This window comes from Pseudomonas sp. 1 (assembly GCF_056626735.1).
On sequence record NZ_JBWXMQ010000016.1, the window covers coordinates 40,652 to 55,895 of the forward strand.

The window sequence follows — 15,244 nt, forward strand, 5'->3', positions numbered from 1 at the left end:
TGTGGAGCATCCATTCATGAGTACCCCTATTGATCTCACTGCCCTGAAGGAACGCCAGAAGGTCGCCTGGGCCAGTGGTGACTACGCCGTGATCGGCACCACGTTGCAGATCGTCGGCGAAACACTCGCCGAGGCCTGTGACCTGCGCTGCGATGAAGAAGTGCTGGACGTCGCCGCCGGCAATGGCAATGCCACGCTGGCGGCGGCGCGCCGGGGTTGTCTGGTGACGTCCACCGACTATGTCGCGGCGCTGCTGGAGCGCGGCCAGGACCGGGCGCGCGCCGAACATCTGGACGTGACCTTTCAGGTTGCCGATGCCGAAGCGTTGCCGTTCGCCGATTCCAGTTTTGACGCAGTGCTGTCGACCTTCGGCGTGATGTTTGCCCCGGATCAGGCCAAGGCGGCCAGGGAGCTGGGTCGGGTCTGTCGCCGTGGCGGACGGATCGGCCTGGCCAACTGGACGCCGGAAGGCTTCGTCGGCCAGATGTTCAAGATCCTCGGCCGCTACCTGCCACCGCCCCCCGTTGCGCAACCACCTTCAAACTGGGGCGCGGAAGCCTGGCTGCATTCGCACTTCGACGATCGCCAATTTCAGGTGCAGGTGACTCGCCGTCACTTCAACTTCCGCTATCGCTCGGCGGCGCATTTCATTAATGTGTTTCGCCACTGGTACGGCCCGGTGCACAAGGCGTTCGCGGCATTGCCGCCGGAGAGCGGGCAGGCGCTGGAAGGGGAATTGACGCAACTGATCGACGGACTGAATCGGGCGGGGGCGGGATCGATGGTGGTACCGAGTGAGTATCTGGAGGTAGTGATTACCAAACGCTGAAGCCATTGTGGGAGCGAGCTTGCTCGCGAATGCAGACTGACATTCAACATCTCTGTTGGCTGACACGCCGCATTCGCGAGCAAGCTCGCTCCCACAGGGATCCCGACAGGGCTTCTATTTCAGATGCGCACCGTCAAACCACTCCAGCGCTGTGCGCCAGATGCAGATGCCGAGGAAGTAAGCCGACGCCAGTAGCCACAGGCCCATCACCAGCGGGTTGATCACCGGGTGGTTCAGCACCAGCGACAGACTGCACAGCAGCCAGATTGCCGTCACCGCAATGTTGATCGGCATGAACCGGCGTACCCGGAATGGGTGCAGGAATTTCATGCGGGTCACGGTCAGCAGCGCCAGGCCGATCACTGTCAGGAAAGTGAGCCACGGCCCCGGATCGATGATGTACAGACACAAGGCAACCACGTTCCACGCGGCGGGGAAGCCGACGAAATAGTTGTCCTTGCTCTTCATGTTGACGTTGCAGAAGCAGAACAGCGAAGACACCAGAATCAACGACACGGTCAGCAACAGGGTGTAGTCGGGCAGGGGAATGTAGCGATAGATGAACAGTGCCGGGATGAACACGTAGGTCAGGTAATCGATCACCAGATCGAGGATCGATCCGTCGAAACTCGGCAGCACCGACTGCACGTTGACCTTGCGCGCCAGTGCCCCGTCGAGGCCGTCGACGATCAGCGCCACGCCCAGCCACATCAGGCAGTGGATCGGCTGGTTTTCCAGCAGGGCAAGGGTGGCCAGAAAAGCGGTGACCACGCCGGTCGCGGTGAAACCATGGGCGCCCCAGGCCTTGAGCCTGGCGATGTGGACGGTCGATATCACGAAGGCGTTCTCCAGAAAGTGCAGCAAGCCGCGTAAACCTTTGCGCAGCAAGGGTGGCGACTAACCGGGTCGGGTTGCAGGTATCGACCGGTCGGGCCGGGTCAAGGTTCACCCGTTCATGAAGATTAGCTGGCCGGGGAAAAAAATCTCTGCAGAATCACTCGCCCATGGCCACGTCAGCCCAACGGTGCTGGCACATCGCATCAAGCGGACTATCGTTGCCTGACGCAGTCATGCACCTTTGCCTGAGGACGACGTCATGAACACCAGTGATCTGCTTGAACAACTGCTGCGAGGCCAGGCCTCGGCAGGACAACAAGGTGGCGCGTCGAACGGCGGCGGACTGGGCGGATTGCTCGGTGGTCTGCTGGGCGGTGGCGGTACCAGCGGCGGCGGTTCTCCTGCCGGCGGGCTGGGTGGCCTGGGCGGGTTGCTCGGTGGACTGCTTGGAGGCGGCGGGGCGCAGCGTCGTTCCGGCGGCACCAATTATGCGGCTCTGGCTTCGCTGGGCATGATGGCGTTCCAGGCGTATCAGGCCTGGCAACGCAGTCAGGCTTCTGCTGCGCCGCCGCAAACCCCGCAAACCGCGGACCTGTTGTCCGGCCCGCAAGTCGAAGAACACAGCCACGCTGTTTTGCGCGCGTTGATCGCTGCAGCCAAGGCTGACGGGCGGATCGACGAGTCGGAAAAGCACCTGATCAGCAGCGAAATCGGCCGCCATACCGACGACCCGAACTTGCAGCAATGGCTCGACGACGAAGTCGCCAAACCCCTGAATGCCACCGAAGTCGCCCAGGCGGCGCAGAACGATCCGGCCATGGCCGCCGAAATGTACCTGGCCAGCGTGATGCTGGTTGACGATCAGCAGGACGCCGAGCGCAATTATCTGGATGAACTGGCGGCGGCGTTGCAGATCGACCCCCAGTTGCAGGTTCACCTGGAGCAGCAGGCCAAGGGCGAGGCCTGACCATCCCGTCCCACAGCCTTCGACCGTTCTGTTCAAGCAAGGAGCGAGTCGAAGGCTCCGTCCGTCAGGGCAATTTTCAAGCCGATTGAATTTTTGACGCACCAGGCCTCTCTGCTGCAGTAGAGGCGAGTGACTGAGCGTCCTGCCAATCGATCGAGAATATTGCCATGACTGTCCTGACACGCCTGCAAGGTGAATCTGCCCAATCGCAACCGCTCGACTCACTGGGTGAGTGGCGGCGTATCCATGAAGCGCTGTTGTCCGATGAAGATACTCAGCCCCTGGCGCAGGCTTTTTTGCAGCACCATCTGAAAAGCGCCGCGCAATTGAAGGAAGAACTGCCGACTGATCCGGCGCTCTGGCATGCCTGGGTGGCGCAGCACTGTGCCGATGTTGCCCGGCAATATGCCGACTACCTGCAACAACGCAAAGCGGGAGGCGCGCGGCAGTTTTTCAGTTGCAAGGCTCATGCGCTGTATTTTCTGCAAGCGGTGGCACCGACCAAACTGGTCGACGGCGCCTGGCTTTACGGCTTGCTGGGACAGTGGCGCGATCCGCGATTCAGCACTCTGATCAGCACCTATCTTGAAGAATTGGGCGAGGGCAATCCGGCGCAGAATCACGTGGTGATCTACCGGCAATTGCTCGCCGAACACGGTCTGGAACCTGGCAGCCCGCTGCCTGACGAACGTTACCTGCAAGGTGCGCTGCAATTGGCCCTCGGCGCCTGCGGCATGGATTTTCTGCCAGAGGTGATCGGTTACAACCTTGGCTACGAGCAATTGCCACTGCACCTGTTGATCAGCAGCTACGAACTGAGTGAACTGGGGATCGATCCTTACTATTTCACCCTGCACGTCACCATCGACAACGCCAGTACCGGCCATGCACAGAAAGCCGTTCAGGCCGTGCTTGATCTGCTGCCTCTGGAGGCTGATCGCAGCGATTTCCTGCGTCGGGTCTCGCTGGGCTATCGACTCAATGACCTGGGACAGGGCAGCCGCGCAATCATCGAGGGGTTCGACCTGGAGCGCGAGTTGTTGGCGATGCTTGAGCGCAAGTGTCCGTTCGCTCAGCACATGCACTCCGACTATTGCCGCTTCGAAGGCAAGACCGTCAATCAATGGCTGGCCGACCCGCAGCAGTTGTCCGGCTTCCTGCAAGCCATGCAGAACAAGGGCTGGATCAAACGTCACGAAGATCCACAGGGCAGTCGCTTCTGGCAGTTGATCGATGGCGATGGTGCGGCGATGTTCGGCGTGTTCAGCGCTTATGAAAAACAACTGGTACACGACTGGATTGCCGGTGACTGGATTTCTGCGGACAAACCCGTCGCGTTCCGCCGCCGCCCCTCGGCCCCTGCGCCGATCGAGGTGCCTGAACAGGACCCCGATGTGCAGCGACTGAATGCGGCACTGCCGGGACAGGACGCGCACACCCAAATCGCGACGTTGATCCCCTGGCTTGCGCCGGCCCGGCACGCACATCCGGCCGGGCTGCTCGCTACTCGTCGTTTCATCCAACTCAAATCCGGCCAGCGTTAAGGAATCATCAATGAATCAGGAAGAACAACTGACCGCCAACGACCTTGTGCTGCTGCAACTGGGTAGGCGCCTGCAGGCCGACGGCTATCGTTTCATCACCCCGACGCCGCTGACCCATCAACGGGTCAACCAGCGCGACGAAGGGCAGGCCGCCGATTGCCTGCGGGATGTATTCGGATGGTCGCGCCCGTTCGAACCGGGCCTGCTGTCTGCCGATGAACAGCGGCAATTGCAGGACGCCCAAGTGATCGATCAGTTCGACGGGCGCTTGAAGAGCCGCGTGCGCTGGTCGAGCCTGGATGACCTGCTTTTCGTGCATTCCGGATTTCCGACCGATGCCGCCGATTCGGTGTTCTTCGGCCCGGACACCTATCGCTTTGCTCAACTGATCCACAGCCATTTGCAGCAGAACTTTGCGCCCATCCACCGTGCGGTGGATATCGGTTGCGGCGCCGGAGTCGGCGCGATCCTGATTGGCCGAGCCCGGCGAGAAGCGCAAGTGCTGGCCGTCGATATCAATCCCGCCGCGTTGCGCCTGACCACGATCAACGCGGCGCTGGCCGAAGTGGCCAATGTCGAAGTGCGTACCAGCGATGTGCTGCAAGGCGTCGACGGCGAATTCGACCTGATCGTCGCCAACCCGCCCTACATGGCCGATCCGGCCGGGCGAGCTTACCGCCACGGTGGCGGGACACTGGGGGCGGGGCTGTCACTGCGGATCGTCGAACAGGCGCTCAATCGCCTGAGCCCCGGCGGCTCGTTGCTGCTGTACACCGGTGTGGCGATGGTCGATGGCCGCGATCCCTTCCTCGATACGGTATTGCCACGGCTGGATGAAAAACGCTTCGCCTGGACCTATCGCGAACTCGATCCCGATGTGTTTGGTGAAGAATTGCTCAATCCAGGCTATCAGCGCGTCGACCGGATTGCCGTGGTAGCACTGACTGTGACTCGAACTGGCTGAAACAAGGCAGGTGCAGGATGAGCAGGAATCTCGACGACTACAACCGGATGCGCGACTTTTCGGCGACCTCTGAACCGTCGGCCGACCGCCGCCGGGGCAAGCAATCGGCCGGCGATCATGCCCTGCAATTCTGCATTCAAAAGCACGACGCCTCGCACCTGCATTACGACTTTCGCCTGGAACTCGACGGTGCACTCAAGAGCTGGGCGGTGCCCAAGGGGCCGTCGCTGGATCCCAAGGTCAAGCGGCTGGCGGTGCACGTCGAGGATCATCCGCTGGACTATGCGACCTTTGAGGGCAGCATTCCCGAGGGGCATTACGGCGCCGGCGATGTGATCGTCTGGGATCGCGGCGTGTGGATTCCGCTGGAAGACCCCGAGAAGGCCTACGCCAAGGGCAAGCTCAAATTCGAACTGCAAGGCGAGAAGCTCGCCGGGGTGTGGAATCTGGTGCGCACCCACATGCCGGGCAAGAAAGAGCAGTGGTTCCTGATCAAGCATCAGGACAGTGCCGCGCGCCCGCAAAGCGACTACGACGTGCTGGTCGCCGAGCCCGACAGCGTGCTCAGTGAACGCACGATCGTCGACAAACCCCGCCTCAGTGCAAAACAGGTCAAGCCATTGAAGGTTTCGTCGAAAGCTGTGCGCAAACCGGCCTCAGACAAACTCGCCGGCGCGCACAAGGCCAATATCCCCGCGCAGCTCAAACCGCAACTGGCCACCCTGGTAGAGAGCGCGCCGCAAGGGGATTGGCAATACGAGATCAAGTTCGACGGCTACCGGATCATGGCGCGCATCGATCATGGAGAGGTGCAGTTGTTCACTCGCAATGGGCATGACTGGACGCACAAATTGCCGAAACAGGCGCAAGCCCTTGCGGCGCTGGGCCTGGAATCGGCGTGGCTTGACGGTGAGATGATCGTTGCCGACGCAGACGGCGTGCCGGATTTTCAGGCCCTGCAAAACGCGTTCGATTCCGGGCGCAGCGAAAACATCCTCTATTACCTGTTCGATGTGCCGTATCTCAACGGCGTCGATCTGCGTGAAGTGCCGGTGCAGGAACGACGCGCAGCGCTGGCCACGGTGCTGAAAGCCCATGAAGATCCGCTGCTGCGCTTTTCCGAAGCGTTCGACGAAACCCCGCAGGCATTGCTTAACAGCGCTTGCCAGATGCGCATGGAAGGCTTGATCGGTAAACGTCTCGGCTCACCTTACGTGTCGCGCCGCAGCAGTGACTGGATCAAGCTCAAGTGCAAACACCGCCAGGAATTCGTGATCGTCGGTTACACCGATCCGAAAGGCGCGCGCAGTGCGTTCGGCGCATTGCTGCTGGGTCTGCATGATCGTGACAGCGGCGAGTTGCGGTACGCCGGCAAGGTCGGCACCGGATTCAATGAAACCACCCTCAAGAGCATCCTTGCCCGGCTCAAACCGCTGCGGGTGAAGAAACCGGCGGTGGCCAATCCGCCCACGGGTTTCGAAGCCAAGGGGGTGCACTGGCTCAAGCCGAGTCTGCTGGCGGAAGTGGCGTTTGCCGAAATGACTCAGGACGGCTCGGTGCGCCACGCCGTGTTCCATGGCTTGCGCGAGGACAAACCGGCCAAGGACATCACCGAGGAGCGCGCCAGACCGATGAAAACGTCAAAGGCCCAATCAACCGCGCCGTCCCAATCCGGCCTGGCCGACGGCAAGGTGCGGATCACTCACCCCGACCGGGTGATCGACGCCAGCAGCGGCACCACCAAAATGCAACTGGCCGAGTATTACGCCAGCGTCGCCGAATGGATTCTGCCGCAGCTCAAGGATCGCCCGGTGGCGCTGGTGCGTGCGCCGGACGGTATCGGCGGTGAGCTGTTCTTCCAGAAAAACGCCGAAAACCTGGCGATCCCCGGCATCCGCACGCTGGACAAGGAGCTGACCGGCCAGCCGGTGATGCTGATCAACAACGCCGAAGCCTTGATTGGCGCGGTGCAGATGAGCACGGTCGAACTGCACACCTGGAACGCCACCACGGTGGATCTGGACAAGCCCGACCGCTTTGTCCTGGACCTCGACCCGGACCCGGCGCTGCCGTGGAAAAGCATGGTCGAAGCCACGGCGCTGACCCTGACCGTGCTCGATGAACTGGGCCTCAAGGCGTTCCTCAAGACCAGTGGCGGCAAGGGCATCCATTTGATAGTGCCGCTGACCCGCAAGCATGGCTGGGACGAGGTCAAGGATTTCAGCCACGCCATCGTCACTCACATGGCGAAGTTGTTGCCGGAGCGTTTTTCTGCGGTGTCCGGGCCGAAAAATCGGGTGGGGCGGATCTTTATCGATTACCTGCGCAACGGTCTGGGCGCCACCACCATTTGCGCCTACGCGGCGCGTACTCGCGAAGGGTTGCCGGTGTCGGTGCCGCTGTTTCGTGACGAAGTGGGCGAGATCAAGGGCGCCGATCAATGGAACGTGCGCAACGTTCACGAACGGCTGGCGGAGGTGGGCGATGAGCCTTGGGCGCAGATGAAGAAAACCCGGCAGAGCATCACGGCCGAGATGCGCAAGCGGGTGGGCATGAAAAAGTGATCAAGTGCCGCGCAGCAAGTCGTGGGCGTTGAGCAGATCGAACGCCACTTGCGGATTGTTTTCCAGGCCACGGCGGATGGCGGCCGGAATGGTTTTGCGGGTTTTTCGGCAGAGCCCGGCAAGCTCTTCGACCTCGATCTCGATGCCGCCTCGCACCGTCCGCACTTCACCGAACTTCGGTGCGATCAGCACGCGAATCCCCAGCTGATCGAACATCTTGCCTTGCAGACGCTCAAGGTCGGCGAGGTCTTTGAGGTTTTCCAGACGCTCTAGCAGACGCTTTTCCTCCTCGCGGGTCAGCAGCAGGATGCGCACATCCGCGCCGGGTGTATCCAGCAGCGGATCGCGCCCGCAGATGCACAGACCCGGCGGGCAAGGAGAGCGGAGGGAGGCGGAAATCGTCATGGCCTCCATCATAGAGGCCCTCAGACGGTTTTGCCCATGGTGGTTCGACAGCCGTCCATCGGCAGTGCACACCATCGGCAGGAAATAACGGTGGCGGATCCGTCAGCCACCATCATCGGACGTGCCGTGGTTACTGCGACAGACCTTCGTAATGAACCAGGATGGCATTGGCCAGCTCTTCATCGCTGGCGTTCAGGCCAGGATTGTCCTGACGCACCTGTTGCAGCACCGATTCCAGGTACACGCCACGGATCGTTCCGCCGCTGGCGACGAATGCGGACAAGTCGTCACGGGCCGGAATCACCATTTTGTGATCCTTGAAGGTCGAATACAGCGAAGCTGAAACCCCCGCCGAAGTGGCGACATCCCCTGCGTCCACGCGAGCAAGGGCCGAGCCGAACGGCAGGCACAGCATGAGAGACGAAACGAGTAATAAACGGCGCATGACGGTGTTCCTCCAGCAGCGTAAAGCGAAAAGGAAGTACCACATAATGTGAGAGGTGCCGGACAGCACGGGAGTTCCGTACGCCGGGCCCGGCGGTAGCGAGCGTGAACGAGAAGTGCTGCACGGTCCTCGTTTTTACCGGATGTAACGACACACCCTGCGACGCTCTAAAGCGGCGGATTCACGCAAATAGGCTTAACTGAAGCGTTGAAAGGCGCCGCGTGGCGCGACCAGAGAGGAAATCACGGTGTCGATCAAACTGCGTTTGGTGTTGCTGATTGCGACCAGCCTGCTGACGGCGTTGATCGTGAGCCTGGTCAGTTACGTCGGCAATCAGCGGATGGCGTCGGCGGTCAGTGACAACGCGGTCAGCATGAGCGCGCTGCGCAACCACATGGAAGCCGACATGATGCACGACGCCCTGCGTGCCGATGTGTATTCGGCGATGCTGGTGGGGCTGGGCAAAAGCACGAGTTCGGCGGACGAGGTGCGCCGTTCGGTTGAGGAGCATGCGGCGCATTTTCGCGAGGTGCTGGGTGATAACCTCAAGCTGCCGCTCAATCCGACGATCAGGTCCGGGCTGGAGCAGATCAAGCCCAGCCTCGATACCTACATCAGCGCCGGCGAGCAGATCGTCGGCCTTGCACTGGAAAACCCGGACAACGCCCAGCAGCATCTGGGCACCTTCAGCACCGCATTCAGCCAGCTCGAAGAACAGATGGCCTCCCTCAGCGAACTGATCGAAACCAATACCCGGCAGACCAGCGAAGGCACCGGGGCGGCGATCCGCAACGCCAATGTCGCACTCGCTATCGTCCTGATCGCCAGCCTGTTGCTGCTGTTGGCCCAGGGTCGCTGGGTGATTCTGAGCATCATGGGGCCGTTGAAATCCGCCAGCCGCATCGCCGAAAGCATCGCCCACGGCAACCTCAGCGAACCGATCGCCGAACCGTCCGGCAAGGACGAAGCCAGTGCGCTGATCCGCACGCTGGCCACCATGCAGCACGACCTGCGGGACATGATCGACGTGGTGCGACGCAACGCTCACGGCGTCAGTGGCATGAGTGAACAACTGAGCCACGGCTGCCATCAGGTGGCCGACAGCAGCCAGCAGCAAAGTACTGCCGCCGGCACCATGGCGGCCGCCGCGAGCCAGATGACCGCCAGCATCGAGGAAATCACCCGTCACGCAGAGCGCGCACTGGACATGGCCAGCCAGGCCGAATCACTGGCGAAAAACGGCGGGCAGGTGATTCATCAGGTGGTCAGCGACATGGACGACATTGCGCGATCCGCCCAGCAATCGGCGCAGGTGATCCGCACCCTGGATCAGGAATCCGAAGGGATCTTCAACATCATCCAGGTGATCAAGAGCATCGCCGACCAGACCAACCTGCTGGCGCTCAATGCGGCGATCGAGGCGGCCCGGGCGGGTGAACAGGGCAGGGGCTTTGCGGTGGTGGCCGATGAGGTGCGCAGTCTGGCGGCGCGCACCAGCGCCTCGACCCAGGAAATCGCCGCGATGGTCGCGCGCATCCAGAACAGCACTCGCGAGGCCGTCAGCAGCATGGAGGCCGGTGTTGCACAGGTCGACAAGGGCATGGCCGTCACCGCCGACGTCGAACGCGCCATCCGCGAAATCCTCGACGCCACCCTGAGCACCACGCAACTGGTCAACGACATCACCCGCACCATCGGCGAACAGAGCCAGGCGAGCAACGAGATTGCCCATCAGGTGGAAATGATTGCGGGCATGTCGGAGGGCAACAGCAAGGTGATCGGTCAGACGGCCACTACCACCGATGAGCTGTCGAGCCTGGCGGGGCAGTTGGCGCAGTCGGTGGATCGGTTTCGGTTGTGAGGAGTTTCGGACTGCACAACTGAGTGGTGCAGAGACCCGATTTGTAACAGGTGAAAGTCCGGGTGCCGGATTGGAAGAGCCTGTCAACCAGCTGAAAGACTCAAGCCAGAGCCGCTGACGGGGTCATGTTCGGGCGCTGTCTGCCGATAAGTCCTTGAACGGATAAAGACTATCGAGTCGCGAACAGACGCGCGGGTTTGCCATGACGTGATATTCTTCGCGCCACTTGTTTTGACCCAATTCAGTCGGGCGCGCTATTCGGCGGGCCAGGCAGAACCCCTGTCGCTCAAGTAGCTGAAGCCAATAATGATAAAAAGTCAGTTCAGAAGGGACATATAACTGAGGTCGACGCAGCCAGTCGGCCTTGTGTGCCCACCCGTCAAAATTGAAGTGTGCCGGAACCCGCGACGCTGGCCTGAGTGTCGCGAAAAAGGGGGAACGCATACGCACAACAGCGGCGGGCGGAAGGCGTTTTATCATAGGTGCAACAGATGTTTAAAAAAGTGAACACAGCCTTGCTGGGGCTGGCTTTGGCGATGGGGATGTCGTCCGCCAATGCCGAAGAAGCAAAGAAAGTCGACGTCCTGCTGATCGGCGGCGGCATCATGAGCACCACCCTGGGTGTGTGGATCAATGAGCTGGAACCGACCTGGTCGATGGAGATGGTCGAGCGCCTCGACGGCGTCGCCCTCGAAAGCTCCAACGGCTGGAACAACGCCGGTACCGGTCACTCCGCACTCGCCGAGCTGAACTACACCCCGGAAGACGACAAGGGCAACGTCACGATCCCGAAAGCTGTCGAGATCAACGAAGCGTTCCAGGTCTCCCGCCAGTTCTGGGCCTGGCAGGTTCGTCAAGGCGTCCTGAAAGACCCTCGTTCGTTCATCAACACCACTCCGCACATGAGCTTCGTGTGGGGCGATGACAACATCAAGTTCCTGAAAAAGCGCTACGAAGCCCTGCAAGCGAGCCCGCTGTTCGCCGGCATGCAGTACTCCGAAGACCCGGCTGTGATCAAGAAGTGGGTTCCGCTGATGATGGAAGGGCGTGACCCGAACCAGAAAATCGCGGCCACCTGGAGCCCGCTGGGCACCGACATGAACTTCGGCGAAATCACCCGCCAGTTCGCCGGTTACCTGCAGACCAAGCCTAACTTCAGCATGAAGCTGTCGAGCGAAGTCCAGGACATCACCAAGAACGCCGATGGCACCTGGCGCGTCAGCTACAAAAACCTGAAAGACGGCACCAAGACTGAAACCGACGCCAAGTTCGTGTTCATCGGCGCCGGCGGCGGTGCACTGCACCTGCTGCAGAAGTCCGGTATCGAAGAAGCCAAAGAATACGCTGGCTTCCCGGTAGGCGGCTCGTTCCTGGTGACCGATAACCCGGCCATCGCCGAACAGCACCTGGCCAAGGCCTACGGTAAAGCTTCGGTTGGCGCGCCTCCGATGTCCGTTCCGCACCTGGACACCCGTGTCCTGGACGGCAAGCGCGTCATCCTGTTTGGCCCGTTCGCGACGTTCAGCACCAAGTTCCTGAAAGAAGGTTCGTACCTGGACCTGCTGACCAGCACCACCACCCACAACATCTGGCCTATGACCAAGGTCGGCATCAAGGAATACCCGCTGGTCGAGTACCTGGCCGGTCAACTGATGCTGTCGGATGAAGACCGTCTGAACGCGCTGAAGGAATACTTCCCGAACGCCAAGGCTGAAGACTGGCGTCTGTGGCAAGCCGGCCAGCGTGTGCAAATCATCAAGCGTGATGAAGCTGCTGGCGGCGTGCTGAAACTGGGCACCGAAATCGTTGCTTCCAAGGACGGCTCAATTGCCGGTCTGCTGGGCGCATCCCCAGGCGCGTCGACCGCTGCACCGATCATGCTGAGCGTGCTGCAGAAAGTCTTCAAAGACAAAGTCGCCAGCCCTGAGTGGCAAGCCAAGCTGCACCAGATCGTTCCAAGCTACGGCACCCAGCTGAACAACGATCCGGCCAAAGTGGCTGAAGAGTGGGCCTACACCGCCAAGATCCTGCAACTGCCAACCCCTCCGGTGATTGGTCAGGCTGCAGCTCCAGCGGCGGACGCCTCGGCTGAAAAAGCCCCGGCTCCAAAAGAAAGCGCTGCACGTGATATGGCTCTGTAACCAGACGCCTGACACACGAAGCCCACTGAACCGGTGACGGTCAGTGGGCTTTTTTGTGTCCGGGGATCAGGCTTTGGCGGCGGCCAGGTACGCCCCCAGACGCCGTCCCATCTCTTCGCCCAAGGCTTGCAGCCCACTCAACGGCCGCACCATCACCTCGAACTCGACAATCTTGCCCTGTTCATCGAAACGGATCATGTCGATGCCCTTGAGCTCCTTCGCGCCGACTTTGGCGCTGAACTCGAGCACCACATTCAGGCCATCGGCCGTCGCCAGTTCACGGTGGTATTTGAAGTCTTCAAACACCTCGAACACGGTATTGAGGATCATCGAGACCACCGGTGCGCCCGGGTAAGGCGTGTGGGCCATCGGCGAACGGAATACCGCTTTGGGGTCGAGCAGCTCCGGCAGGGCCTTGAGGTTGCCGGTGCGGATCATCTCGTGCCAGCGGTTCAGGGATTCTGCAACGTGGGGGTGCAGGTTCAGATCGGACATGGTTTCACTCCTGTATTTTTTGTTGTTCTTGGCGCGGCGCCCATGACTCTAGATCAAAGCGGCACAATGGAAACCCTCTGTACTGATCTGAATATCGACCCATGCGCCAGCCCGATCCATCTGATCCGCTTTTTCCTGTCGGATCTGCGTCTGTAACCATCTCAGCCACGGGCCCAGAATAGCCCTGCCGTTCGGCCACACGCGACGCGCTTCATTCCGGAGCGCCCGGTGCGCCGGACATTCAGTAATCAGGAGGCCTTCATGGCTAAGATGGCGATTTTCCTCGGCGGCTTTCTTGTGTTGACCATCATGATCGGCGTCCTTGCCACGATTTCTCCGGTTTGACGATCAGTCGTCGAAGTGCGACTTGCAGCGCTGTTCGAGGTTTTCGGATGACACCGGATCAAGGCGCGCCGAACAGCATCGTCCAGTAAACCCCTTCATCACTGCGCGCCTCACTGGCAAACCCGGCGCCGACCTGGGTGAACATCGGGTTCATCAGGTTGGCGCAGTGTCCGGGGCTGGCCAGCCAGCCGGCCATGGCCTTGCCCGGTGAGCTTTGCCCGGCGGCGATGTTTTCGCCGATCTGCCGGCCACGGTAGCCGGCCGCCCGGGCGCGATCTGCCGGGCCGTCGCCGTCCGGGTCGCGGTGTGCGAAGTAGTTGCCGTAGGCCATGGCCTTGCTGTGGCCCTGGGCGGCGGCGCCGAGCGCCGGGTTCCAGCTCAAGGGCCGGGCGGCGGCGAAGCGCTGGCGACCGCACATGCGCGGGCGGGCGCGGGCGGCGTTGACCTCGGCCAGCAACGCCTTGCCGACGTTGCGGTTGTCGCCGACGCGACTGTCGAGCACTGGCCGGGCCAGCACCACTTGCCATTCACTGCGGGCGCGGCTGATGCCGATGTCGGCGTATTGACCGTCGAGCAACGCGCCACAGTAATCGTCTTGCAGCATTTCGAATGCCTCTTCGGCGTCCTGCGCACCGACGATCCGGATGCTGCGCACCGCCACGGCCGCGTAGCCGGAATCCTTCAATCGTTCGCGCAGTCCACCGCCGTAGCCATAGCCGACCGGCAACGCCAGGTTTGACTTCAGCGTCAGCGGCGCGAGCCGTTGGGCCGGGCGTCGGTCACAACGTTGCGGATGGGCGCGGTAGTCGTTGATGGCGGCCACCAATTGGCGCTCGGCGCCGGCGTGGGCATGGGGAGAAAGCAGGGGAGAAAGAATCAACAGGCACAGAGAAACGAAGCGAGACGAACGTACGGCGTGGCGCATGGGACGCAAAGCTCTGAAAAGGACAACGCTGAAGGAAAGTCAACCGCAGAACACGGCGCGGGTAGGACTGGCCTTTTTGCACTTGGTTCACCCGTCAGCAGCGGGTTTCAACGGCTGCCGACGAAGTGCTCAGCGATTCAACACATCCTCGATCCATTGCAGGTATTGCGGCCGTTCGGAAATCGAATTGTGTGCCGAATCCGCCACCACTTTGAGCGTGGCCACACCGTCGGGAAAACTGTGCAGCAGGCGTTCGGTGCTGGCCCGTGGAATCACCTCGTCATCGCTCGCTGCCAGCAACAGCGTTGGCACGCGGATGTGCGCCGCGTACTGGCCTGACCGGAAACGATCCTTGAGCAACCACTGCACCGGTACCCACGGGTATTGGCGGGCGGCGATTTCTTCGAGGCTGTTGTAGGGCGTGACCAGAATCAGCCGCGCCACCGGCCGCTGGCTGGCCAGCCGCACCGCGACCCCGGAACCGAGGCTGCGCCCCAGCAGCGCGATCTGCGGATGACTGGCATACACCTGATCGAACAGCGCCAGCGCGTCCCCGGCGATCGCCTCTTCGGAGGGCGAACCGCCGCTGCCGCCAAAACCCCGGTAATGCAGCAAATACAACGAATAGTCAGGGAACGCCTCGGAAAACTCCGGCAGGTTGCGCGAAACGTCCTCGGCATTTCCGCCGAAGTAGATCAGCGCTTTGGCTCCGGAGCGCTCGCGCACCGTCACGCGGATCTCGGCGTCGGGCATGTTCAGCGTCAACCGTGAATCCGGTGACTCCACGCTGGCGGGCTGGGGGAAATAGATCAGCGCCCGCTGAAATACGAACAGTGCCGCGCACAGGATCAAGTACACGGCGACGATCAATGCGACGAGTGACAACAAGGTTCTGGACATTCGACTAACTTTAACCGGGCGC

General features: G+C 61.4%; 13 protein-coding genes and 1 pseudogene. 8 read left to right on the plus strand and 6 right to left on the minus strand.

Annotated features, from left to right (window positions below; translation table 11 throughout):
• The first annotated feature begins 16 nt into the window (after positions 1–16).
• Positions 17–829, plus strand: a complete 813-nt coding sequence (locus AC1MDC_RS22490) for a class I SAM-dependent methyltransferase (RefSeq protein WP_480393682.1) — start codon at positions 17–19, stop codon at positions 827–829.
• Positions 830–943: 114 nt separating this feature from the next.
• Here AC1MDC_RS22490 and pcsA read toward each other — a convergent pair whose 3' ends face one another.
• Entirely contained in the window at positions 944–1,666 is a 723-nt protein-coding gene (gene pcsA / locus AC1MDC_RS22495) for a phosphatidylcholine synthase (RefSeq protein ID WP_041475528.1), read from the minus strand.
• A gap of 259 nt (positions 1,667–1,925) precedes the next feature.
• Here pcsA and AC1MDC_RS22500 point away from each other — a divergent pair, with 259 nt between their 5' ends.
• The 4 genes from AC1MDC_RS22500 to ligD all read left to right on the plus strand — a co-directional run bounded on the left by AC1MDC_RS22500 (position 1,926) and on the right by ligD (position 7,705).
• A complete protein-coding gene (locus AC1MDC_RS22500) occupies positions 1,926–2,633 on the plus strand; it encodes a tellurite resistance TerB family protein (RefSeq protein ID WP_480393683.1) in 708 nt (235 codons plus the stop codon).
• 167 nt (positions 2,634–2,800) lie between these two features.
• The gene (locus tag AC1MDC_RS22505) at positions 2,801–4,177 is read left to right on the plus strand and encodes an iron-containing redox enzyme family protein (RefSeq protein ID WP_480393684.1); all 1,377 of its coding nucleotides are present in this window, start codon (positions 2,801–2,803) and stop codon (positions 4,175–4,177) included.
• A 10-nt stretch (positions 4,178–4,187) separates the two neighbouring features.
• Positions 4,188–5,141, plus strand: a complete 954-nt coding sequence (locus AC1MDC_RS22510; RefSeq protein ID WP_085698683.1) for a methyltransferase — start codon at positions 4,188–4,190, stop codon at positions 5,139–5,141.
• A 17-nt stretch (positions 5,142–5,158) separates the two neighbouring features.
• Positions 5,159–7,705, plus strand: a complete 2,547-nt coding sequence (gene ligD, locus AC1MDC_RS22515) for a DNA ligase D (protein ID WP_480393685.1) — start codon at positions 5,159–5,161, stop codon at positions 7,703–7,705.
• On the opposite strand, the gene AC1MDC_RS22520 is transcribed toward ligD, so the two are convergent.
• Both AC1MDC_RS22520 and AC1MDC_RS22525 read right to left on the minus strand, forming a co-directional pair.
• Complete coding sequence (locus AC1MDC_RS22520; protein ID WP_176247761.1) at positions 7,706–8,110, minus strand: hypothetical protein; 405 nt, start codon at positions 8,108–8,110, stop codon at positions 7,706–7,708. It lies immediately after the preceding gene.
• 130 nt (positions 8,111–8,240) lie between these two features.
• Positions 8,241–8,555: a DUF2388 domain-containing protein gene (locus tag AC1MDC_RS22525; RefSeq protein WP_085698689.1), complete on the minus strand. Its 315-nt coding sequence runs from the start codon at positions 8,553–8,555 to the stop codon at positions 8,241–8,243.
• A gap of 247 nt (positions 8,556–8,802) precedes the next feature.
• Between AC1MDC_RS22525 and AC1MDC_RS22530 the strand changes: the two are divergent.
• The 3 genes and pseudogenes from AC1MDC_RS22530 to mqo form a co-directional block, all read left to right on the plus strand.
• Positions 8,803–9,561: pseudogene (locus AC1MDC_RS22530) on the plus strand (MCP four helix bundle domain-containing protein); the annotation flags it as partial.
• A gap of 129 nt (positions 9,562–9,690) precedes the next feature.
• Positions 9,691–10,416, plus strand: coding sequence for a methyl-accepting chemotaxis protein (locus AC1MDC_RS22535; RefSeq protein WP_371917932.1), 726 nt, complete (start codon positions 9,691–9,693; stop codon positions 10,414–10,416).
• A 491-nt stretch (positions 10,417–10,907) separates the two neighbouring features.
• Positions 10,908–12,557 carry a malate dehydrogenase (quinone) gene (gene mqo, locus AC1MDC_RS22540; protein ID WP_007957153.1) on the plus strand — a complete coding sequence of 550 codons (1,650 nt, stop codon included), beginning with the start codon at positions 10,908–10,910 and terminating at the stop codon, positions 12,555–12,557.
• 66 nt (positions 12,558–12,623) lie between these two features.
• On the opposite strand, the gene AC1MDC_RS22545 is transcribed toward mqo, so the two are convergent.
• The 3 genes from AC1MDC_RS22545 to AC1MDC_RS22555 form a co-directional block, all read right to left on the minus strand.
• On the minus strand, positions 12,624–13,052 hold the full coding sequence (locus AC1MDC_RS22545) for a nuclear transport factor 2 family protein (RefSeq protein WP_480393686.1): 429 nt from the start codon (positions 13,050–13,052) through the stop codon (positions 12,624–12,626).
• A 403-nt stretch (positions 13,053–13,455) separates the two neighbouring features.
• Positions 13,456–14,322, minus strand: a complete 867-nt coding sequence (locus AC1MDC_RS22550) for a CAP domain-containing protein (protein WP_480393687.1) — start codon at positions 14,320–14,322, stop codon at positions 13,456–13,458.
• A gap of 129 nt (positions 14,323–14,451) precedes the next feature.
• The gene (locus AC1MDC_RS22555; RefSeq protein WP_480393688.1) at positions 14,452–15,222 is read right to left on the minus strand and encodes an alpha/beta hydrolase; all 771 of its coding nucleotides are present in this window, start codon (positions 15,220–15,222) and stop codon (positions 14,452–14,454) included.
• Between the last annotated feature and the right edge of the window lie 22 nt (positions 15,223–15,244).

Coding starts and splice junctions, on each gene's coding strand:
- AC1MDC_RS22490 (WP_480393682.1), top strand. CDS start 17: ATGAGTACCCCTATTGATCTCACTGCCCTGAAGGAACGCCAGAAGGTC.
- AC1MDC_RS22525 (WP_085698689.1), bottom strand. CDS start 8,555: ATGCGCCGTTTATTACTCGTTTCGTCTCTCATGCTGTGCCTGCCGTTC.
- AC1MDC_RS22545 (WP_480393686.1), bottom strand. CDS start 13,052: ATGTCCGATCTGAACCTGCACCCCCACGTTGCAGAATCCCTGAACCGC.
- AC1MDC_RS22555 (WP_480393688.1), bottom strand. CDS start 15,222: ATGTCCAGAACCTTGTTGTCACTCGTCGCATTGATCGTCGCCGTGTAC.
- AC1MDC_RS22550 (WP_480393687.1), bottom strand. CDS start 14,322: ATGCGCCACGCCGTACGTTCGTCTCGCTTCGTTTCTCTGTGCCTGTTG.
- AC1MDC_RS22535 (WP_371917932.1), top strand. CDS start 9,691: ATGGCGGCCGCCGCGAGCCAGATGACCGCCAGCATCGAGGAAATCACC.
- ligD (WP_480393685.1), top strand. CDS start 5,159: ATGAGCAGGAATCTCGACGACTACAACCGGATGCGCGACTTTTCGGCG.
- mqo (WP_007957153.1), top strand. CDS start 10,908: ATGTTTAAAAAAGTGAACACAGCCTTGCTGGGGCTGGCTTTGGCGATG.
- AC1MDC_RS22520 (WP_176247761.1), bottom strand. CDS start 8,110: ATGACGATTTCCGCCTCCCTCCGCTCTCCTTGCCCGCCGGGTCTGTGC.
- AC1MDC_RS22505 (WP_480393684.1), top strand. CDS start 2,801: ATGACTGTCCTGACACGCCTGCAAGGTGAATCTGCCCAATCGCAACCG.
- AC1MDC_RS22500 (WP_480393683.1), top strand. CDS start 1,926: ATGAACACCAGTGATCTGCTTGAACAACTGCTGCGAGGCCAGGCCTCG.
- AC1MDC_RS22510 (WP_085698683.1), top strand. CDS start 4,188: ATGAATCAGGAAGAACAACTGACCGCCAACGACCTTGTGCTGCTGCAA.